Raw genomic sequence first — 14,028 nt, 5'->3', positions numbered from 1 at the left:
GAGGGATCAAAAAAGTGATCAACTGGCGATCACTTCCAGTTCTTGGCCACCACCTCGGCGAGGTCAACAACACGCTGGCTGTAGCCCCACTCGTTGTCGTACCAGGCCAGGATCTTCACAGCCTTGTCACCCATGGCGTAGGTGAGGTCGGCATCAAAGATGGTGGACTCGTTGGTGCCGGCGTAGTCGGTGGACACCAGGGGCAGATCGCTGTACTTGATGATCCCCTTCATGCCGTTCTCGGAAGCCGACTTGATGGCTGCTTTGATGTCGTCGACGCTGGCGGCGCGGGAGGGGCCGAAGGTGAGGTCAACAGCGGAGACGTTCGGGGTGGGAACGCGCATGGCGAAGCCGGTGAGCTTGCCCTTCACCTCGGGGTAAACCAGAGCCACGGCCTTGGCTGCACCGGTGGTGGTGGGAACCATGTTCAGAGCGGCAGCACGGGCGCGGCGCAGGTCGCGGTGGCTGTTGTCCAGGATCCGCTGGTCGCCGGTGTAGCTGTGAATGGTGGTCATCAGACCCCAGTCGAGGCCGAAGTTCTGATCCAGAACCTTGACAATCGGTGCCAGGCAGTTGGTGGTGCAGCTGGCGTTGCTGAGGATGTCCCAGTCTTCGTGGCGGTACTGGTCGTCGTTGACGCCCACAACGAAAGTGCCGACGCGATCACCCTTACCAGGGGCGGTGAGGATCACCTTCTTGGCGCCAGCCTGGATGTGCATGCTGGCCTTCTCATCGGTGTTGAACACACCGGTGGACTCGATCACCAGGTCAACGCCCCACTCCTTCCAGGGGCAGTTGAGGGGATTGCGGTCGGCGAAGAACTTGATCTCCTTACCGTTGACGAACATCGAGCTGTCCGTGGTCTTGATGTCGACGGAGGGATCAAGACGTCCAAGGATGGAGTCGTAGGTCAGCAGGTGAGCGCTGGTGGCGGGGTCGGAGGTGGAGTTCATCCCCACGATTTCCAGGCCGGTGTCAGCGCCCCGGCTGATCCATCCCCGCAGAACATTGCGACCGATCCGGCCGAATCCATTGATCGCAACGCGCAGGGTCATGGCAGAAGCGGCAAAGCCGCGCAAGGGTTTTGGCCGCCGATCATACAGAAATCAGCAGAAATACCTTGTTCCACCCCGCTTCAATCAGCTCGATTCGGCCCTCAGCACGGCAGACAAGCAGCGCCAACTGACTTATCTTTCTTCGGACTGAAGCCCTCCGTTGCCGCGCCTGCTAGACCGCCAGACACCAGTCCACTTCATCGGTGTCGGCGGAATTGGCATGTCGGCTTTGGCCCGGATTCTCGTTGACCGCGGTCACTTGGTCAGCGGATCGGATCCGCGTGACAATTCGACAACACAACAACTGAAGACCCTCGGAGTGAAGGTCTTCCGTCAGCAGGACGCCACCTGCATTGATGCCGTCACGGAAGCAACAGCCGCTGGCTCACCGGTGGTGGTGATCAGCACAGCCATCCCTGAGAGCAATCCGGAACTGCAGCGGGCCCGTCAGCAGGGGCTGGAGATCTGGCATCGCTCCGATCTACTGGCGGCTCTGATCGAGCAGCAACCCTCCATTGCGGTCGCCGGCAGCCACGGCAAAACCACCACCAGCACGTTGATCACCACCTTGCTGTTGGAGGCCGATCAGGACCCAACCGCTGTGATTGGAGGCATCGTCCCCAGCCTCGGCAGCAATGCTCACGCCGGCCAGGGGAAGCTGCTCGTGGCCGAGGCGGATGAATCCGACGGATCCCTGGTGAAGTTCAGCCCCAGCCTGGGGGTGATCACCAACCTGGAGCTGGATCACACCGATCACTACTCCAGCCTCGACGAGCTGATCTCCACCCTGCAACGCTTCGCAGGGGGTTGCGATCGCGTGCTGGCCAATCACGACTGCCCGATCCTGCAGGAACATTTCCAGCCAACGGCCTGGTGGTCCAACCAGAGCGCCGAATCCGTTGACTTCGCCGCCCTGCCCTTGAGCCTTGAAGGCGATCGCTGCGTCGCCCGTTTCTATGAAGCCGGCCACCCCGTCGGCGACTTCACCCTGCCGATGGCCGGGCTGCACAACCTGAGCAATGCCACAGGAGCCTTGGCCGCCTGCCGCATGGAAGGTCTCCCCTTTGACCAATTGGTGGAGGGCCTGGCTGGCCTAAAGGCACCGGGCCGCCGATTTGATCTTCGGGGCACCTGGAAGGGCCGGCACATCGTTGATGACTACGCCCACCATCCCAGTGAGGTGCAGGCAACCCTGGAGATGGCACGCCTGATGGTGCGCAGTGGCCGCAGTCCGCTCCCCACAGCACCACAACGGCTCCTGGCGGTGTTCCAGCCGCACCGCTACAGCCGCACCAGGCAGTTCCTCGATGGCTTCGCCAAAGCCCTACAGAACTGTGATCTGCTGCTGCTGGCTCCCGTCTATCCCGCAGGCGAGCAACCGCTGCAGGGCATCAGCAGCAACGCCCTGGCGGATCGGGTACGCAAGCTGAAACCGAATCTTGAAATCGCCGTCGCAGACAACCTCGATCAACTCACCGAGCTGGTGATCCAGCACAGCCGCGAGAACGATCTTGTTCTGGCCATGGGTGCTGGCGACGTGAATGGACTGTGGTCAAGGCTGACGTCATGACCCAGTGCGATGCCCTCCTACCGCAGGCTGGAGTCAAGCTGGCGGACTACACCACCTGGCGGGTGGGAGGAGCGGCCGAATGGCTGGCCGAACCCGCCAGCCTTGAGGAAACCCAGGCCTGGATCGAATGGGCCGCTCACCAGGGCATGCCCTGCCGCGTCATCGGCGCTGGGTCGAACCTGCTGATTCACGATGACGGCCTGCCGGGGCTCTCGCTCTGTCTGCGCAAACTTCAGGGGCTGCAGCTTGATGCCACCACGGGGACCGTGGAGGTGCTCGCCGGCGAACCGATCCCATCACTGGCAAGACGCGCTGCCCGCGCTGGATTGCATGGTCTGGAGTGGTCGGTTGGAATCCCGGGAACCGCTGGCGGTGCGGCTGTGATGAATGCAGGAGCCCAGGGAGGCTGCACAGCGGAATGGCTGGAGTCGGTGCGGGTCATGCCCATGGAAGGGGGCAACTGCTTTGAGCTGCAGCGGGATCAACTGGACTTCGCCTACCGGCACAGCCGTCTTCAAGACGACAACCTCGTGGTGTTGTCGGCACGGTTCCGCTTGCAGCCCGGTCACGATCCGGATGAACTGAAGCGGCTCACCACGGCGAACCTCAGTCACCGCACCACCACGCAGCCCTACCAACAACCCAGCTGCGGCAGTGTTTTCCGCAATCCCGAACCGCTCAAGGCCGGACGGCTGATCGAAGAGCAAGGACTGAAGGGAACCCGGATCGGCGGCGCCGAAATATCAACCGTGCATGCCAATTTCATCGTCAACACCGGTGATGCCGAGGCAAAGGACATCGCCAAGTTGATCCAGCTGGTGCAGAACCGCATCGAAGCCGAACACGGGATCCGTCTGCACCCCGAAGTGAAGCGGCTGGGATTCGCTTCGGCGGCTTAACCTTCCGGCTCCCACAGGATCGCCATGGCAGGGTTCGGACTCCCCAATTTCGGCCAGCTCACCGAAGCCTTCAAGAAGGCCCAGGAGATTCAGCAGAACGCTCAGGCCCTGCAAGACGAACTGGACGGGATGGAGATCGAAGGCAAGAGCAGCGATGGCCGCGCCAGCGTTTGGCTGTCGGGCAACCAGCAACCCCTGCGGGTACGACTGGACCCAGCCCTGCTGCAGGAGGGCCAACAGGCCAGCGAAAAGGCCACCCTTGAAGCCCTGCAGGCGGCCTATGAGCAATCCACCGCCACGATGAAGGGCCGGATGGAAGAACTCACCGGTGGCCTGAATCTCAACCTCCCCGGGATGGGCGGCTGAGGCTGCTCTGCTCGATCAACGCGGCCTTATAGAGGGCATAGCGTTCCCAGTCCGTGGACACGCCGCAGCCGGGCTCACCGCGATGCAGGCAGTCGCGGAAGCGACAGGGCCAGGGATCAAGTTGCTGGCGCAGCTCCGGAAAGAGAATCCCCAGTTCCTGGGGGTCATCCGGCAGATCGGGGCGGTTGAACCCGGGAGTGTCAGCCACCCTCGCGCTCGGCCCCAGGGGAAACAGCTCCACGTGGCGGGTGGTGTGGCGCCCGCGCTGCAGTCGACCGGACACCGCAGCCGTGCGCAGTTGAAGGTCAGGGCGCAACTGGTTCAGCAGGCTGCTCTTTCCCACCCCAGAAGGCCCACACAGCACCGAAAGCTGCGCACCAGCCAGACGCTGCCGTAAAGCATCAATGCCGGTTCCGGCTGCACTGGACAGCGCCAGCGGGTCATAGCCCCACCCCTGCAACCGGGTCACAAGCCGCTCGAGCGCTGCAGCTGAGAGGAGGTCTGTTTTGGTGAGCAGAAGGATCACCTCCAGCCCGGTCCGTTCCGCCGTCAACAGGAAGCGACTGGCCTGATCAGGGTCAAAGCTGGGCTGTTCCACCGCCAACACCACAGCCACCAAGGAAACGTTGGCCACCGGTGGGCGTGTGAGAAAACTGTGGCGTGGCTCGACCTCCGCCACCACGGCACGCCCCTGGCCTGGATCAATCGCCTCGACGCGAACCCGATCGCCCACATAAACGGCTTCACCCCGATGGCTGAGCCGGGTGCGACGGGTGCAGAGCAGCCGCCCTGGGCATCCATCGGGTGCGACATCCAGCTCCACCTCCAGGTAGTTGGCCTGGAGCGCCACCACCATCCCGGATGCCACCGAACGGCCGGTGTCAACCACCGCAGATCACCTCGATGGTGATGGCATCCGGCGTTTGGTCAATGCACTCCACACGATGGCCTGCATCCCTCAGGCCTGGAAGAACCATGGCCTCAGGCTCACCCCGATCAAGACAGACCTCGAGACAGTCACCGCTGTTCATCTGCTCGAGGGTGAGCTTGCAGCGAATGAAATTCACCGGACAGGGCGTTCCCCGCAGATCCAGGGAACGCCTGCTCATCCCTTCTGACCGAACAAGCGAGCGAACAGACCACTGTTGTGATGGTGGTGTTGCTTGCCGCGGGCGGAATGGTGACCCGCCAACTGCTCGAGGAGCTCCCGCTCCACATCACTGATCCGCTTCGGCAGATCCACGGTGACCGTCACGCGCTGATCGCCCCGTGCCACCGGATTCCCGAGCTTGGGAATGCCCAGATTCGGCAGGGTGAGCACCGTGCCGGGCTGGGTGCCGGCGGGGATCTCCAGCTCCTTGCTGCCATCCACGGTTTCCACCTCAATGGTGTCGCCAAGAATCGCCTGGAGGTAGCTGACCTTGACCTCCGAGAAGATGTTCAGGCCATCCCGCTGCAAACGCGGGTGATTGCGAACGGTGAGGAACACGTAAAGGTCACCGGACGGGCCTCCCCGGGGTCCGGCGTTGCCTTCGCCGGTCACACGCAGCCGTGTTCCGGTGTCCACCCCGGCAGGGATGTTGATCCGCAGCTTCTTGCGCACCTGTTTGACACCCTGGCCACCACAGGACCCGCAGGGATCCGAGATCACCTGGCCCGTGCCTCCACAGTTGGGGCACTCGGCGACCTGAGTGAAACTGCCAAAGGGAGTTCGGGTGGCACGGCGCACCTGCCCGGCGCCGCCACAGGTGCCGCAGGTGGTGGGTCCACTGCCCGCTTTGGCACCGCTGCCGCCGCAGGTGTCGCAGGTCTCCAGATGCGGGATCTTGATCTCCTGCTCCTGACCGAACACCGCCTGCTCGAAATCAATGGTCAGGTCGTAACGAAGGTCATCCCCCTGCTGAGGACCCTGACGCCGCGGCCGACCAGCTCCAGCAGCCCCAGGTCCACCGAAGCCCTGGAAAAACGTCTCGAACAGATCCGCGAATCCGCCCATGTCCCCCATGTCGGGGGCACCGGCCGCACCACCAAGTCCGGCTTCGCCGAACTGGTCATAACGGGCTCTGGTCTGGGGATCACTGAGCACCTCGTAGGCGCGGCCGATTTCCTTGAAACGGTCTTCAGCTCCCGGATCCTTGTTGATGTCGGGGTGGTACTGACGCGCCATGCGCCGATAAGCCCGCTTGAGGCTGTCGGGATCCACATCCCGGCTGACGCCGAGCAGGTCGTAGAAGTCGGCCATCAGGCCTCCTCCGCCGTCTGATCCGGTGCCGCTACGGCCTCAGCAGGCGCTGACGCCGAATCTGATGGTCCTGGACCCATCGACACCTTCACCATGGCGTGGCGCAGCACACGCCCATCGCGGTGGTAGCCGCGCTGGAGCTCCTCGCAGACCACGTCCTCCGCAAACTCGCTGCTTTCCTCCCGCAGCACGGCCTCATGCAGGTTGGGATCGAACTCCTGACCAACCACTTCCATCCGGGCCACCCCCTGCTGCTTCAGCACCTCCACCAGTTGCTTGTACAGACCCTGGTAACTGCGGTGCAGCGCCTGGGCCTCCTCACCTTCAGGGTTCAGCTGCTGACGGGCCCGCTCGAAGTTGTCGACGACGGGGAGAATCTCCGTGAGAGTCGAGCAGACCAGCTGCTGACGCATGTCGTCCTGGTCGCGACTCTGGCGCTTGCGGAAGTTGTCGAAATCCGCCGCAATGCGCATGTATTGGCTATTGAGCGTCTCATGCTCTTGCTTCAACGCGCTCAACTCCTGCTCGAGCTGCTGCATCCGATCCGCCGGATCAACCGCTGCAGGAGCCTGTTCAGACGTCACCTCGGACGCATCAGGAGCGGACTCCGGCGTGGCTGGAACAGCACCGGACTCAACGGTCTGGTCCTGCTCTGGGGTGGAGGCGTCGCCGCTCATGCTGACCGCTCAAGGATTTCTGTCTAGACATGTTGAAGGGCAACGCTTACCTCCCACAAGCTGCGGAAGCCCGCACCTCGGTCGCCATCGATGACTCTGACGCTGCCCACCCCCGATGCCAGCGACACGGCACGGCAGCGTTTCGCCCTTGAATTGCTGTTGCAGCAACCGGTTCCGGGCCCAGAGCAACTGCTGGCAAGCCGCAAGCTGCTCAGCGACGCCCTCCCGGACGTCAGCCCGAATCAATGGCGGGCCCTGCAGGCCATGCCGATCGCAATCGGTGCAGACCACCTGGACATCGCGATCCCCAGCCAGTGGCGAGACCAGGAATGGCAACACCTGATCGATCAGCTGCCGGAGCATCACCGCACGATCCGCCTTTACCCCGCCATCGAAGCGGATCTTCAGCGGGCCTTGGCCATAGAAACGGACCAACCACCAACAGAACAAAAACCGCCAGCCACAGAACAGTCGAGCAACCCTGCAACGGCCGAGACCGGTAGCACTCTCGATGTAAATGCTGAGTCCTTTCTCCACGGCTTCAGCCCCGATGAGGTGCCGGAGAACGACGACGAAGACAGCCAATTGGCCCGGGATGCCATTGACCTTGAGGCCAGCCTCAACGATGCAGAAGCCTCACCCGTGGTGACGCTGGTGGACCGAATCCTGCTGCAGGCCATGTCAGTAGGGGCCAGTGACATTCACGTGGAGCCACAGCAGAAGGGGTTGCGTCTGCGTTTCCGCCAGGACGGTGTGCTCCAGCAGTACGTGGAGCCGCTGCCCAGTCGCCTGATTCCTGCGGTGACATCCCGCTTCAAGATCCTGGCGGATCTCGACATCGCCGAACGGCGCCAGGCCCAGGACGGCCGCATTCGCCGCAAGTACCGCGACCGGGTAATCGATTTCCGCGTCAACACCCTGCCCAGTCGCTTCGGGGAAAAGGTCTGTCTGCGCCTGCTGGACAGTGGAGCGACTCAACTGGGGCTGGACAAGCTGATCAGCGATCCAGACGCACTGGCACTGGTGCGGGAGCTGGGGTCCAAACCCTTCGGAATGATCCTGGTCACTGGACCAACGGGCTCCGGAAAATCGACCACCCTCTATTCACTTCTTGCCGAGCGCAACGATCCGGGCATCAACATTTCCACGGTGGAAGACCCGATCGAATACACCCTTCCGGGCATCACCCAGTGCCAGGTAAACCGAGACAAGGACTTCGACTTCGCCACGGCACTGCGGGCCTTCATGCGCCAGGACCCGGACGTTCTGCTGGTGGGAGAAACCCGTGATCTCGAAACCGCCAAAACAGCGATTGAGGCTGCCCTGACCGGTCACCTGGTGCTCAGCACCCTGCACGCCAACGATGCCCCCAGCACCATTGCCCGCCTAGACGAAATGGGCGTGGAGCCCTTCATGGTGTCGGCATCCCTGATCGGGATCATTTCCCAGAGGCTGCTGCGCAGGGTCTGCTCCCACTGCCGAGAGCCCTACCGACCGAAGGAACGGGAGCTGGGCCGCTTCGGGCTGATGGCCAGCAGGGAAGCAGATGTCACCTTTTACCGGGCGCATCATCACGGCCCCAACGAGCAGGTTTGCCCCCATTGCCAGGGGAGCGGCTACAAGGGCCGCGTCGGAATTTATGAAGTGCTGCGGATCCAGGAGGACATGGCCACCGCCATCTCCAAGGGCGCCAGCACCGATGTGATCCGCCAGCTCGCCCTGGAATCAGGAATGGTGACCCTGCTCGGCTACAGCCTCGAACTGGTGCGACGGGGCGAGACCACGCTGGAAGAGGTGGGGCGGATGGTGCTGACAGATTCCGGGCTGGAATCCGAGCGCAGAGCCCGCGCTCTCAGCACAATGACCTGTGAAGGATGCGGCGCCGGTCTGCAGGAAGGCTGGCTCGAGTGTCCCTATTGCCTGACACCACGCCACTGAGGAGCCGGTCATGGATCTGATGATCGAAGACCTGATGGAACAACTGGTGCAGGGCGGTGGCAGTGATCTGCACCTCGCTACAGGTCAACCGCCCTACGGCCGCTTCAGCGGTGAACTGCGTCCGATGACGGACCGACCCCTGGCCGAGGAGGACTGCAACAAGCTGATCTTCTCGATGTTGAACAACAGCCAGCGCAAGACTCTGGAGCAGACCTGGGAACTGGACTGCGCCTACGGCCTCAAAGGAGTTGCACGCTTCCGCGTGAACGTCTACCGCCAGAAAGGCAGCTATGCCGCCTGCCTGCGGGCCCTTGGCAGCACGATTCCCAGCGTTGAACGGCTCAACCTGCCTCCTGTGGTGCTGGAGACCAGCACGCGGCCCCGAGGGCTTGTGCTGGTGACCGGTCCGACCGGATCCGGCAAGACCACCACCCTGGCGGCGCTACTGGATCACATCAATCACACCCGCAGTGAACACATCCTCACGATCGAAGACCCGATCGAATTCGTTTACCAGAGCGACAAAAGCCTGGTGCACCAACGCCAGCTGAACGAAGACACCCGCAGCTTCGCCAATGCCCTGCGCGCCGCCCTTCGGGAGGACCCGGACGTGATCCTGGTGGGTGAGATGCGCGATCTGGAAACCATTCAGCTGGCGGTGAGTGCTGCCGAAACCGGACATCTGGTCTTCGGAACCCTGCACACCAGCTCCGCCGCCCAGACCGTGGACCGCATGGTCGACGTCTTCCCACCGGAACAACAGACGCAGATCCGTGTGCAGCTCTCAGGCAGCTTGGTGGCTGTGTTTTCCCAGACCCTTTGCCGACGTCAGAACCCGGCAGAGGGGCAGTTCGGTCGGGTAATGGCGCAGGAGATCCTGATCAACACACCCGCCACCGCCAACCTGATCCGCGAGGGCAAAACAGCCCAGCTCTATTCCCAAATCCAAACGGGGGGAGAACAGGGCATGCAGACCCTGGAAAAAGCCTTGGCCAACCTTGTGCTCAATGGGGATGTGTCCCGCGCCGAAGCGATGGGCAAAGCCAGCAAACCGAGCGAATTGCAGCGCTTGATCGGTGAAATCTGAACGGAGAGATAAGCATTAATGCCCCCCTTTATTGCCTCATACACCGGTCCCACCGGACAGCCGCGGACAGTAAAGATAAAGGCAGCCAACCTGGCTGAAGCCAAAAAGCTGCTGCGGCGTCGGGGCATTCGCGCCGAAGAGCTGCGGCCCGTCAGCCCTGGAAGCACCCAGGACGGGAAAGCTGACAGGGCCGACACGGCAGGTTTCAAGTCGATCGATCTCAACCGCATGTTTGAGAAAACCCCGGGCGTCAAAGAGAAAGCCGTGTTCGCCAGCAAGCTGGCGGCCCTGGTCGATGCCGGCGTGCCGATCGTGCGCAGCCTCGATCTGATGGCGACGCAGCAGAAGCTGCCGATGTTCAAACGTGCGCTCACCAAAGTGAGCCTCGACGTCAACGAGGGCATTGCCCTGGCAACAGCCCTGCGTCAGTGGCCGAAGGTGTTTGATCAGCTCAGCATCGCCATGGTGGAAGCGGGGGAAGCCGGCGGTGTACTGGATGAAGCCCTGAAGCGACTGGCCAAATTGCTGGAAGACAACGCCAAACTTCAGAACCAGATCAAGGGAGCCTTGGGCTATCCCGTCGCCGTGCTTGTGATCGCCATCCTGGTGTTCCTGGGAATGACCATCTTTCTGATTCCGACTTTCGCGGGGATCTTCGAAGACCTGGGTACCGAGCTGCCGGCCTTCAGTCGAATGCTTGTTGACTTGAGTGAACTACTGCGATCGCCTGTGGCGCTCTATGGGGTTGTAGCCATTCTGATTTGCACTTGGCTGCTCGGCCGGTTCTACGCAACCCACAACGGTCGTCGAACAATCGACCGCCTGATGCTGAAGCTGCCACTCTTCGGAGAACTGATCCTGATGACAGCGACAGCTCAGTTCTGCCGGATTTTCAGTTCGCTCACGCGGGCCGGTGTGCCGATCCTGATGTCGATGGAGATCTCGAGCGAAACCGCCGGAAACGCCATCATTTCTGATGCCATCCTTGCCTCGCGGGGCATGGTTCAGGAAGGCGTGCTTTTGAGCAATGCGCTGATCCGTCAGAAGGTGCTGCCCAACATGGCCCTGAACATGCTGGCCATCGGCGAGGAAACCGGTGAGATGGACAAAATGCTCAGCAAAGTGGCTGACTTCTACGAAGACGAAGTCGGCGCCATGGTCAAGGCGCTCACCTCGATGCTCGAGCCCGCGATGATCGTGGTGGTGGGCGGAATCGTGGGATCCATCCTGCTGGCGATGTATCTACCGATGTTCAGCGTGTTTGATCAGATCCAGTGAGCACTGCAGCGATGGCCAGGCCCGCGAGCCAACCGCCGCTCCAGCAAGCCTGAAAGTTAAAACCGCCGGTCACCCCATCCACATCCAGCAGTTCACCCGCCAGGTAAAGACCGGGGCAGCGGCGGCTCTCCATCGTGGCCAGGTTGACCTCCCCCAAGGCAACACCGCCAGCAGTGACAAACTCCTCCCCGAACGGCCCACGACCCTGAATCGGCACACTCTGCGCACAGAGCAGCTCCACCAATCGACGCTCCGCCTTGATCGGCAGATCCGCCCAACGGCGCTCTGGCTCCACCCCAGCCATGGTCAAAAAGGCTTGCCACAACCGCCGAGGCAGATGGTCGAAGGGCTTCGCTGCTGCAAGGGTTCGCCGGGCCTGCTCCTGTCGCCATTGCTGAAACCGCTCGGTCAGCCCCGACCGCCCCAAGCCAGCGCTCCAATCCAACTTCAGCTCACCCCTGTAGCGGTTCTGATGAAGGGCCCTGGCGGCAAAGGCTGAGAGGCGCAACGTGGCGGGTCCACTCAGACCGCGATGGGTGATCAACACCCGCCCGGTCTGGCGGAAGCGCTGATCGCCCAGCTTGAGATCAAGGCCCACATCGTCGATGGCGATACCACTGCAGGCCGACAGGGCCGGTGCCTGCAGGGCAAGGCTGAACAGCGATGGCACCGGCGGCACCACCTGATGGCCGAGGGCTGCAGCCAGGTTTCGGCCACTGGGATGCCCCCCCGTGGCCAGCATCAAGCAGCCTCCACGCAAAGGCTCGAGGCCGCGGCCCTCGAGCACAAACCCCCCCTCGGGGTGAACGCGCACCTGCTGGACCATCGCCTTCGTGCGCAGCTGGACACCCGACGCCCTTGCCGCCTTCTGCAGGCACTGAATCACGGCCTCAGAACGGTTCTGCTGCGGAAACATCCGTCCATCGGGTTCCTCCACCAGCGTGAGCCCATGCTCGTCAAACCAGGCGATCGCATCGCCGCAGGCGAAGCGACTGAAGGGCCCCCGCAGGGGTCGACTGCCACGGGGGTAATGGGTCGCCAGTTCACGGGGGTCCCAGCAGGCATGGGTCACATTGCAGCGACCGCCACCGCTGATGCGCACCTTCTGGAGAGGCTCAGGGGTGCCTTCCAGCACCAGCACCCGCCGAACCCCCTGCTCAGCTGCAGTGATCGCCGCCATATACCCGGCAGGACCACCGCCAACAACGATCAGATCAAGCGGGCTGGAAGCGGAGGGCGACACCGTTGTTGCAGTAGCGCTTGCCGGTGGGTCGCGGTCCGTCATTGAACACGTGGCCCTGGTGCCCACCACAACGGCTGCAGTGGTATTCCGTGCGCGGCAGGATCAATTTGAAATCTACTTTCGTGGCGATGGCTCCATCCAGGGGCTGCCAGAAGCTGGGCCAGCCGGTGCCGCTGTCGAATTTGGCCTCCGACGAAAACAAAGCTGCATCACAACCAGCGCAGTGATACGTGCCGGAACGCTTCTCCCCATTGAGAGGACTGGTGAAAGGGCGCTCCGTTCCCTCATTGCGCAACACGTCGTAGGCCTGGGGAGACAACCGCTCACGCCACTGGTCAGCCTTGAGATCCCACGAGGGATCGCCAGCTTTGGATGCGGCCAGCACAGGCTGAGGTCTCCAGAGACTGCCAAACACCCCTGCCATTGCCGCCAACAGCAACGATCGACGGGACAGAACGGCGACACTCAAGCTCATCGGTGCTGAAGCGGGAATCTCGGGCGGTTCTAATGGATTGATGACTGCCTCCGGATCCACCGCTGCCTACCGCTTCAGTGTGGCCCCGATGCTGGATTGCACCGACCGCCACTTCCGGGTGCTGATGCGGCAGATCAGCCGCAGGGCCCTGCTCTACAGCGAAATGGTGGTGGCCCAGGCGCTGCACCACAGCAAGCGACGCAACAAGCTGCTGGACTTCGATCCTGTGGAGCATCCCATCGCCCTGCAGGTGGGGGGGGACGACCCAGCCCTGCTGGCCGAAGCGGCACGACTGGCGCAGGACTGGGGCTACGACGAGATCAACCTCAATGTGGGTTGCCCCAGCCAGAAGGTGCAGGCAGGAAATTTCGGAGCTTGCCTGATGGCGGAACCGGATCTGGTCGCCCGCTGCGTGGAAGCCATGGTGGACGCAGGGGGAATCCCCGTGACCGTGAAGCATCGGATCGGCATTGACGATCTCGACAGCGATGCGCTGCTGACGAACTTCGTGGATCGGGTGGCGCTGGCGGGGGCCAGCCGCTTCGCTGTTCATGCCCGTAAGGCCTGGCTGGAGGGCCTCGATCCCAAGCAGAACCGGACGATTCCTCCGCTGCAACATGAGCGCGTGGTAGCGCTTAAGCAACGCCGCCCCAACCTGGTGATTGAAATCAACGGGGGGCTGGAATCCCCTGAAGACTGCCTTCAGGCACTGGAAGGGTGCGATGGCGCCATGGTGGGCCGAGCGGCCTACAGCCATCCCCTGCGCTGGACCAGCGTCGATGCCCTCATTTTCGGGGAGGAATCACGCCAGATCCTGGCGTCAGACGTTGTGAACGGGCTGCTTCCCCATGCGGCCGCCCATCTGGAGCGAGGAGGACGAATCTGGGACCTCTGCCGTCACCTGGTGCAACTGGTGGAAGGCGTTCGTGGTGCGCGGCACTGGCGCCGGGAGCTGGGAGAGAAAGCCCAGCGCCCAGGGGCCGATCTGGATGTGCTGCGCAATGCCGGGCAGCAGCTCAAGGACGCAGGCCTCTGATCAACGGCTGAGGTCAGCCCTCAGCCCCGCCGTAACCGGAATAGTCATCGCTACCGCCACTGGACGATCCACGGCGACGACGGCTGCGACCTTCGTCGTAGGCATTGCCCTCACCAGCGTTATCGCGGGCGCCATAGCTGCGGTCTTCCCAGCCCCGTGCAC

15 protein-coding genes and 1 pseudogene are annotated in these 14,028 nt (G+C 62.7%); 8 read left to right on the top strand and 8 right to left on the bottom strand.

Going from position 1 to position 14,028, the window contains the following annotated elements:
* Nucleotides 1–29: 29 nt before the first annotated feature.
* Nucleotides 30–1,055, bottom strand: a complete 1,026-nt coding sequence (gene gap / locus NCN05_RS02965; protein ID WP_038556735.1) for a type I glyceraldehyde-3-phosphate dehydrogenase — start codon at nucleotides 1,053–1,055, stop codon at nucleotides 30–32.
* Here gap and NCN05_RS02960 point away from each other — a divergent pair.
* Genes NCN05_RS02960 through NCN05_RS02945 form a run of 4 tightly spaced genes read left to right on the top strand, consistent with a single transcriptional unit; the run spans nucleotide 1,054 to nucleotide 3,890 of the window.
* Nucleotides 1,054–1,206, top strand: coding sequence for a hypothetical protein (locus NCN05_RS02960; protein ID WP_250396925.1), 153 nt, complete (start codon nucleotides 1,054–1,056; stop codon nucleotides 1,204–1,206). The two genes, gap and NCN05_RS02960, sit on opposite strands and share 2 nt — an antisense overlap.
* Before the next feature lie 9 nt (nucleotides 1,207–1,215).
* Nucleotides 1,216–2,625: a UDP-N-acetylmuramate--L-alanine ligase gene (gene murC / locus NCN05_RS02955; protein WP_250396924.1), complete on the top strand. Its 1,410-nt coding sequence runs from the start codon at nucleotides 1,216–1,218 to the stop codon at nucleotides 2,623–2,625.
* A complete protein-coding gene (gene murB / locus NCN05_RS02950; protein WP_250396923.1) occupies nucleotides 2,622–3,524 on the top strand; it encodes a UDP-N-acetylmuramate dehydrogenase in 903 nt (300 codons plus the stop codon). The genes murC and murB overlap by 4 nt, the downstream gene beginning before the upstream one ends.
* Nucleotides 3,525–3,548: 24 nt before the next feature.
* Nucleotides 3,549–3,890 carry a YbaB/EbfC family nucleoid-associated protein gene (locus tag NCN05_RS02945; RefSeq protein ID WP_250396922.1) on the top strand — a complete coding sequence of 114 codons (342 nt, stop codon included), beginning with the start codon at nucleotides 3,549–3,551 and terminating at the stop codon, nucleotides 3,888–3,890.
* Here NCN05_RS02945 and rsgA read toward each other — a convergent pair.
* Genes rsgA through grpE form a run of 4 tightly spaced genes read right to left on the bottom strand, consistent with a single transcriptional unit; the run spans nucleotide 3,865 to nucleotide 6,809 of the window.
* Complete coding sequence (gene rsgA, locus NCN05_RS02940; RefSeq protein ID WP_250397097.1) at nucleotides 3,865–4,746, bottom strand: ribosome small subunit-dependent GTPase A; 882 nt, start codon at nucleotides 4,744–4,746, stop codon at nucleotides 3,865–3,867. The genes NCN05_RS02945 and rsgA overlap by 26 nt on opposite strands.
* Before the next feature lie 25 nt (nucleotides 4,747–4,771).
* A complete protein-coding gene (locus NCN05_RS02935) occupies nucleotides 4,772–4,999 on the bottom strand; it encodes a sulfurtransferase TusA family protein (RefSeq protein ID WP_115131438.1) in 228 nt (75 codons plus the stop codon).
* On the bottom strand, nucleotides 4,996–6,132 hold the full coding sequence (gene dnaJ, locus NCN05_RS02930; protein WP_250396921.1) for a molecular chaperone DnaJ: 1,137 nt from the start codon (nucleotides 6,130–6,132) through the stop codon (nucleotides 4,996–4,998). Before dnaJ ends, NCN05_RS02935 begins: the two co-directional genes overlap by 4 nt.
* Nucleotides 6,132–6,809 carry a nucleotide exchange factor GrpE gene (gene grpE, locus NCN05_RS02925; RefSeq protein ID WP_250396920.1) on the bottom strand — a complete coding sequence of 226 codons (678 nt, stop codon included), beginning with the start codon at nucleotides 6,807–6,809 and terminating at the stop codon, nucleotides 6,132–6,134. The genes dnaJ and grpE overlap by 1 nt, the downstream gene beginning before the upstream one ends.
* A 90-nt stretch (nucleotides 6,810–6,899) precedes the next feature.
* Between grpE and NCN05_RS02920 the strand changes: the two genes are divergently transcribed.
* From NCN05_RS02920 to NCN05_RS02910, 3 genes are read left to right on the top strand one after another with little or no spacing between them, the layout of a single operon-like run.
* The gene (locus NCN05_RS02920; RefSeq protein WP_250396919.1) at nucleotides 6,900–8,747 is read left to right on the top strand and encodes a GspE/PulE family protein; all 1,848 of its coding nucleotides are present in this window, start codon (nucleotides 6,900–6,902) and stop codon (nucleotides 8,745–8,747) included.
* A 10-nt stretch (nucleotides 8,748–8,757) separates the two neighbouring features.
* Nucleotides 8,758–9,834 (top strand): type IV pilus twitching motility protein PilT, encoded by a 1,077-nt coding sequence (locus NCN05_RS02915; protein WP_250396918.1) that lies wholly within the window; start codon nucleotides 8,758–8,760, stop codon nucleotides 9,832–9,834.
* A gap of 18 nt (nucleotides 9,835–9,852) precedes the next feature.
* Nucleotides 9,853–11,112 carry a type II secretion system F family protein gene (locus tag NCN05_RS02910; protein WP_250396917.1) on the top strand — a complete coding sequence of 420 codons (1,260 nt, stop codon included), beginning with the start codon at nucleotides 9,853–9,855 and terminating at the stop codon, nucleotides 11,110–11,112.
* Here the strand turns inward: NCN05_RS02910 and NCN05_RS02905 are convergent.
* Both NCN05_RS02905 and msrB read right to left on the bottom strand, forming a co-directional pair.
* The gene (locus NCN05_RS02905) at nucleotides 11,087–12,355 is read right to left on the bottom strand and encodes a BaiN/RdsA family NAD(P)/FAD-dependent oxidoreductase (protein WP_250396916.1); all 1,269 of its coding nucleotides are present in this window, start codon (nucleotides 12,353–12,355) and stop codon (nucleotides 11,087–11,089) included. The two genes, NCN05_RS02910 and NCN05_RS02905, sit on opposite strands and share 26 nt — an antisense overlap.
* Complete coding sequence (msrB, locus tag NCN05_RS02900; RefSeq protein WP_115131434.1) at nucleotides 12,327–12,830, bottom strand: peptide-methionine (R)-S-oxide reductase MsrB; 504 nt, start codon at nucleotides 12,828–12,830, stop codon at nucleotides 12,327–12,329. Before msrB ends, NCN05_RS02905 begins: the two co-directional genes overlap by 29 nt.
* Nucleotides 12,831–12,870: 40 nt before the next feature.
* Between msrB and dusA the strand changes: the two genes are divergently transcribed.
* Nucleotides 12,871–13,866, top strand: coding sequence for a tRNA dihydrouridine(20/20a) synthase DusA (dusA, locus tag NCN05_RS02895; protein ID WP_250396915.1), 996 nt, complete (start codon nucleotides 12,871–12,873; stop codon nucleotides 13,864–13,866).
* Nucleotides 13,867–13,879: 13 nt separating this feature from the next.
* Here dusA and NCN05_RS02890 read toward each other — a convergent pair.
* A pseudogene (locus tag NCN05_RS02890) lies at nucleotides 13,880–14,028 on the bottom strand (RNA recognition motif domain-containing protein); the annotation flags it as partial.

It is taken from the genome of Synechococcus sp. MU1651 (genome assembly GCF_023630635.1).
Lineage (GTDB): Bacteria > Cyanobacteriota > Cyanobacteriia > PCC-6307 > Cyanobiaceae > Parasynechococcus.
Note: the sequence above shows the minus strand (reverse complement) of the source record. Positions and strands in the feature narration are given on the sequence as shown.

Excerpts from the sequence above, each read along its gene's own strand:
- NCN05_RS02910 (WP_250396917.1), top strand. The coding sequence starts at position 9,853 with ATGCCCCCCTTTATTGCCTCATACACCGGTCCCACCGGACAGCCGCGG.
- gap (WP_038556735.1), bottom strand. The coding sequence starts at position 1,055 with ATGACCCTGCGCGTTGCGATCAATGGATTCGGCCGGATCGGTCGCAAT.
- NCN05_RS02960 (WP_250396925.1), top strand. The coding sequence starts at position 1,054 with ATGGCAGAAGCGGCAAAGCCGCGCAAGGGTTTTGGCCGCCGATCATAC.
- NCN05_RS02915 (WP_250396918.1), top strand. The coding sequence starts at position 8,758 with ATGGATCTGATGATCGAAGACCTGATGGAACAACTGGTGCAGGGCGGT.
- dusA (WP_250396915.1), top strand. The coding sequence starts at position 12,871 with ATGACTGCCTCCGGATCCACCGCTGCCTACCGCTTCAGTGTGGCCCCG.
- dnaJ (WP_250396921.1), bottom strand. The coding sequence starts at position 6,132 with ATGGCCGACTTCTACGACCTGCTCGGCGTCAGCCGGGATGTGGATCCC.
- NCN05_RS02935 (WP_115131438.1), bottom strand. The coding sequence starts at position 4,999 with ATGAGCAGGCGTTCCCTGGATCTGCGGGGAACGCCCTGTCCGGTGAAT.
- NCN05_RS02920 (WP_250396919.1), top strand. The coding sequence starts at position 6,900 with ATGACTCTGACGCTGCCCACCCCCGATGCCAGCGACACGGCACGGCAG.
- grpE (WP_250396920.1), bottom strand. The coding sequence starts at position 6,809 with ATGAGCGGCGACGCCTCCACCCCAGAGCAGGACCAGACCGTTGAGTCC.
- murB (WP_250396923.1), top strand. The coding sequence starts at position 2,622 with ATGACCCAGTGCGATGCCCTCCTACCGCAGGCTGGAGTCAAGCTGGCG.
- NCN05_RS02945 (WP_250396922.1), top strand. The coding sequence starts at position 3,549 with ATGGCAGGGTTCGGACTCCCCAATTTCGGCCAGCTCACCGAAGCCTTC.
- rsgA (WP_250397097.1), bottom strand. The coding sequence starts at position 4,746 with ATGGTGGTGGCGCTCCAGGCCAACTACCTGGAGGTGGAGCTGGATGTC.
- msrB (WP_115131434.1), bottom strand. The coding sequence starts at position 12,830 with ATGAGCTTGAGTGTCGCCGTTCTGTCCCGTCGATCGTTGCTGTTGGCG.